The sequence below is a fragment of the Hyalangium sp. genome (genome assembly GCF_035629615.1).
Classification (GTDB): Bacteria; Myxococcota; Myxococcia; order Myxococcales; family Myxococcaceae; genus Hyalangium.
Map to the genome: position 1 here is coordinate 1 of NZ_DASPHO010000725.1, position 5265 is coordinate 5265.

4 protein-coding genes are annotated in these 5265 nt (G+C 69.6%); 3 read left to right on the forward strand and 1 reads right to left on the reverse strand.

The window, feature by feature from the left end; genetic code table 11:
* Positions 1-162: 162 nt before the first annotated feature.
* Positions 163-552, forward strand: coding sequence for a hypothetical protein (locus tag VD972_RS36135; protein WP_324993367.1), 390 nt, complete (start codon positions 163-165; stop codon positions 550-552).
* A 17-nt stretch (positions 553-569) separates the two neighbouring features.
* Here VD972_RS36135 and VD972_RS36140 read toward each other — a convergent pair whose 3' ends face one another.
* Positions 570-1349 carry an ABC transporter permease gene (locus tag VD972_RS36140; RefSeq protein ID WP_324993368.1) on the reverse strand — a complete coding sequence of 260 codons (780 nt, stop codon included), beginning with the start codon at positions 1347-1349 and terminating at the stop codon, positions 570-572.
* Between the two features lie 176 nt (positions 1350-1525).
* Here VD972_RS36140 and VD972_RS36145 point away from each other — a divergent pair, with 176 nt between their 5' ends.
* Together VD972_RS36145 and VD972_RS36150 are read left to right on the forward strand one after the other, a co-directional pair.
* Complete coding sequence (locus VD972_RS36145) at positions 1526-4777, forward strand: AMP-binding protein (protein WP_324993369.1); 3252 nt, start codon at positions 1526-1528, stop codon at positions 4775-4777.
* 31 nt (positions 4778-4808) lie between these two features.
* Positions 4809-5265: SIR2 family NAD-dependent protein deacylase (locus tag VD972_RS36150; protein WP_324993370.1), on the forward strand; the 457-nt coding region annotated here is incomplete at its 3' end.

The window sequence follows — 5265 nt, forward strand, 5'->3', positions numbered from 1 at the left end:
AGGACGCTCTCGCTTGCCCGTCAGCCACTTCACCAGCTCCGTCTTCAGCGTCGTGTACTCTCGCCGGATCGTGCTCTTCTTGAAGTGCTTGACGACGTTGCGGATGACGATCGCGTCCATGGTCCCTGTCTGGCTCAAACCGGCGGTATCTTTACAGAGTTTATGAACTCCAAGCACATGCTTCCTCCCGCGCTCAGCCTGCTGAAGAGCGCCGTCCCGCGCTTCGTCCTCGAGCGGATTCCTCCGGCCGTGAAGGAGGCCGTTCCGCGCAACCTCCTTGCGCTCCTCCCCCTGGTGATCGGAGCCGATCCCGTGGAGACCGGCTCCACGCCCGTCACCCAGGTCCTGGCGGCGCGGGGCCTCCCACCTTCGTACTTCACCCCGAAGAAGGGGGATGTCCTCATCTGGCACCACAACCTGATCCACGGCGGCTCGCCGCGGCGGGTGCGCTCGCACACGCGCAAGTCCGTGGTGTGCCACTTCTTCGCGAGCAACGTCGTCTGCTACCACGATCTCTCGGGAGATCCGGCGGGCATCGGGGTCCAGGCCTGAGCGATCCGCTGCCTGGCTCAGACCACTTCCGCGAACTCCTCGCGGCGGCGCTCGAAGATGACGGACGCCACTGCCAGCAGGACGAGCGCGATGCCGAACCACATCGCCAGCGGCCCCGCCGCGGGGAACTGCCGATCGTAGAAAATGGACCGGTACGAGAGGACCATCACCGCCATGGGGTTGCCCAGCACCATCAGGTCCCGGAACCGCTCGGGGATCGTCGTCGCCTGGTAGAAGATGGGCGTGATGAAGAACCACATCGTCAGCAGGTTGGCGACGATCTGCTGCAGATCCCGGAAGACGACGTTGATGGCGGAGATGAGGTACACGAGCGCCAGCGTCACCACCAGCTGCGTGAGGACCACCAGCGGAAAGGCCACCACGTGCCACGAGGGCCAGCGGCCGACGATGAGCCCCAGCACGAACAGCAGTGGCATGGACAGCACGAAGTTGCACAGGTTGGTGGCCACCACGGACGCCGGTAGCACCTGAGCCGGGAAGCGCACCTTCGTCAGCAGATCGCGCCGATCACTGATGGCGCTGGCCCCTCCATTCACGGAGCTGGAGAACCAGATCCACGGCAGCAGGCCAATGAACATGAAGTACGTGTAGTTGTCGATCTGCTGCCGCATGTAGACCGAGAACAGCAGCGTGTAGACGAGCATCTGCAGCGTCGGGTTGAGGAACGTCCACAGGAACCCGAGCACCGAGCCCCGGTAGCGGGCCTTCAGCTCCCGAAGGGTGAGGCTGAGCAGCAGGCCCCGGTACTGGTAGAGCTCACGAAGGTTGCGAAACATGCGGCGCTATCCCTACACCAGACGGATGGCTGCCTGCGAGCATCCCGGCAGCCGAGCGCTCCAGGGTCCCTGAAACCTCCTTCGCAGCCCATCCTACACAGGAGCCGTTGGATTTTTCCGTTGCATTTCCAAGGGATGGACAGCTCCCTGCTATTCGATGGATCCTGTGAGGAGCCGTGAAAGAACTCACACACTCCCCTGCCAGCGGTGGGGCGCGCCAGCTCTGGAAGGAAGCGCGGACCTTCGCTGACATCCTCCGGCGGCGAGGGGCGGAGCAGGGGCATGTGCCGGCTTTCACCTTCCTGGGCGCCGAGCCCTCCGAGGACATCACCCTCACTTACGGCGAGCTGGATCGGCACGCGCGGGCCATCGCCATGGAGCTGGAGGCCCGCGCCCTGTCCGGGCAGCGCGTCCTCATCTTCCTGCCGCCCGGCCCCACCTACGTCACCAGCCTCTTCGGCTGCCTCTACGCGGGAGTGATCGCCGTCCCCGTTCCCCCACCCATGTGCAGCTCGCAGGATGCGGGTGCGAAGCTGCTGGCCACCGTCGCGCACGACTCCGGAGCCGCCGCCGCACTCGTGGGCGGAAAGCGCCCCGCCGATGGCCAGCGTCTGACGATCGACGGCCTGGCGGCCAACATTGATCTGATCCTCGCCGAGGGCATCACCCCCGCTGCCGCGCCGCCTGACTGGACGCCGCCGTTCGTGGATCCGCGCGCCATCGCGGTCCTCCAGTACACCTCCAGCACCACCGGCTCGCCCAAGGGCGTCCGGGTCACCCACGCCAGCCTGCTCGACAACTCCGAGGCCCTGCGCCGCGGGCTGGGCCAGACGCCCTCGGACAAGCTCCTGCTGTGGCTGTCCACACACCAGGGGCTGGGCCTGATTGAAGGCGTGCTCCAGCCGGTGTTCACGGGCCTGCCCGTCGTCCTCCTGCCGCCGCGGGTCTTCTTCGAGAAGCCGCTGCGGTGGCTGGAGGCCATCTCCACTCACGGCGCCACCATCAGCGGCGCGCCCGACTTTGCCTACGAGCTCTGCGTGCGGACCGTGAGCGATGCCGAGCGGGCCGGGCTCGATCTGAGCCGCTGGCGCGTGGCCTTCACCGGCGGTGAGGCCGTCCGCGCCGAGACGATGGAGCGCTTCTCCTCGCACTTCGCCCGCTGCGGGTTCCAGCAGAAGGCGTTCCGGCCCGTGTACGGGCTCGCGGAGTGCACGTACCTGGTCTCCTGCAGCAAGTCCGAGGACGGGCCCCTGCTGCGCGGCGTGGGCGTGGACGCGCTGGCACAGCAGCGCATCACCGAGCGGCGAGGGGCTGCGACGAAGCTGGTGAGCTCCGGCCCGGCGTCGAGCGTGCAGGTGATCATCGTCAACCCCACCACACGCGCGCTGCGCGGCGACCAGGAGATTGGCGAGATCTGGGTGACGGGCCTGAGCGTCGCGGATGGCTACTGGGGCCGGGTGGGCACCACCTCTGAGGCCTTCCGTGGGCGCCTGGCGGGCTCGGCGGCCGCCATGCGGGCCTTCCTGCGCACCGGCGATCTCGGGGCCACCTCGGGCGGAGAGCTGTACGTCACCGGCCGCATCCAGGACGTGATCATCTGGGAGGGCCAGGATCTGCGGCTCCACGATCTCGAGTTCGACGTGGAGGCGAGCCACCCGGCGCTGCTGCCCGGCAGCAGCACGGCCTTCGCCCACAAGCAGGGGCGGGAGGAGCACCTCGTGGTCGTCGCCGAGGCCTCCCTGCCTAGGAACCTCACGGCCGCATCCGCGCGAGAGCAGGCCCTGCTTCGAGAGATCACCCGTGCCATCCGCCTGAACGTGAAGCAGCGCCACGGCGTGGCTCCGACGGAGATCGTCCTGCTGCCCTCGTGCAGCCTGCCGAGATCCTCCCTGGGGCGGGTGTCCCGGAACGCCGTGCGCTCGACGTACCCCTCCTTCGAGCCCCAGCCCCTCGTGCGCGATCGCGGTGAGGAAGCCACCGAGGGGATCGCGACGCCCCAGTCAAATGCCTCCTCCGCCGGGGCTGCTTCCCGCGACGAGGGGGTGCCCGAAGGGCCTACGCCCGCAGGACTCGTGCCGCTGACGCCCGCGATGCATGCCGTCCACGCTCCGGCCCGCGCCATCGAGCACCCCACCGGCGCCTGCAGGGTGTTCGAGCTGCCGGAAGGGACACGGGCGCAGCATGTGGAGGAGGCGCTCCACGCGGTGTGGGCGGCGCACGAGACGCTGCGCCTTCGCTTCGCACAGTCCGAGCAGGGCGGCACGCAGTCATGGGCCGCGGTCATCACGCCCGAGAAGAGCCCTGTGCCCCTGACTCGGCTCGAGCTCACCTCGCGGCCGGATGAGGAGAGCTGGCAGCTGGTGGAGAGAACGGCCCGGGAGCTGGGCGCCGAGATCGGCCAGTGCACCGGCAGCCTGGTCTCGTTCGTCTTCTGCGATCGCGGTCCGCGCAGCCCGGCGTGGCTCCTGGCGGCCAGCCACCCGGCCCTGCTGGACGAGTCCTCCTGGCGGATCCTCGCCACGGATCTCGCGGAGGCGTGCGAGCAGTCCCGGACGCGTGGGCGGGTGCGGCTGACGCCGCAGAGCGGCGCGCTGACCCGGTGGGTCCGGGAGCTCATGACCGAGATCCAGCTCCCGCGGCTTGCCTCCGAGGCCCGCGCGCACTGGCTCGCTCGGGCACTGGTGGCAGCGCCCGAGCGGCCCACGGTGACAGGGGCCCAGGCAGCGCCTGCTCCCGGCGCGCTGGCCGTGATCGACGCCGCCGCGCTCCAGCGGGCCTCGACCCTCTTCTTCGTCTCTCAGGAGGCGATCCTGCTGGCCGCGTGCGCGCTCGCCTACAGTACGCAGCTCCAGCGCTCCTCGGTCCGGATCAGCCTGGAGCAGAGCGCGCGCGTGAGCAGCCACTACCCGGTGGATGCCTCGCGCATGCTGGGCAACCTCGACTACGCCTTCCCCGCCACCCTCTCCATCGAGGCGGACGCCGCGCCCCAGGAGGTGGCGCGCTACGCCCATGCCGAGCTGCTGGATGCGCCGCTCGGAGGACTCGCGTACGACGCCCTGCGGGCCTATGGCGCGGACGGCGCGCTCGCCGAGGCGCTCACGGCGATCCCCGCGGCGGACTTCACCCTGCACCTGACAGAGGAGGGGGCGCCCTCCAGCCGTGAGACGTTGCGCACCCTGGCCATCTTCGAGAGCGGTCCCTCGCCGGCGGTGAACCCCACGCGGCTGCGCGTGGAGGCCCGGCTGTCCGCGGAGCGCACCCAGCTCCTGTGGCACGGCCCGACCTCGGACGGGGCGCTGCTGACCACGCTCGCGAGGCAGACCGAGCAGACAATTCGCGCGCTCTGCGCCCAGGCGGAGAGCGTCCGGGACAGCACTGCGCAAGGCCCGGGCGCGGCGCGGACACCCACCGTGCAGCGCTCACGCTGAGGCCCTCCGGGCAGAACGCAGATCTCCCTCCATGTCCCAGCCGGAACTCCGCCGTGCCGCCCAGGTGCTCCGCTCCGCCGACGCGCTCCTCATCGGGGCGGGCGCGGGCATGGGCGTCGACTCGGGCCTGCCCGACTTCCGCGGCAACGAGGGCTTCTGGAAGGCCTACCCTCCCTACGCGAAGCTCGGCCTGGACTTCGCCTCCATGGCCAACCCCCGTTGGTTCGAGCGGGATCCCGAGTTCGCCTGGGGCTTCTATGGCCACCGGCTTGGGCTGTACCGATCGACGACTCCCCACCCCGGCTTCGCGCTGCTGCGCGGCTGGGCTGCCCGCATGCGGCACGGGGCCTTCGTCTTCACCTCCAACGTGGATGGCCAGTTCCAGAAGGCCGGCTTCCCCGAGGAGCGCATGGTCGAGGTCCACGGCTCCATCCACTTCGTCCAGTGCCTGGGCGGCTCGTGCCGGGAGCTCACCCCCGCAACTGTCT

What these genes read in the sequence shown, in the direction of transcription:
- VD972_RS36135 (WP_324993367.1), top strand. Translation starts at nt 163, where the DNA reads ATGAACTCCAAGCACATGCTTCCTCCCGCGCTCAGCCTGCTGAAGAGC.
- VD972_RS36140 (WP_324993368.1), bottom strand. Translation starts at nt 1,349, where the DNA reads ATGTTTCGCAACCTTCGTGAGCTCTACCAGTACCGGGGCCTGCTGCTC.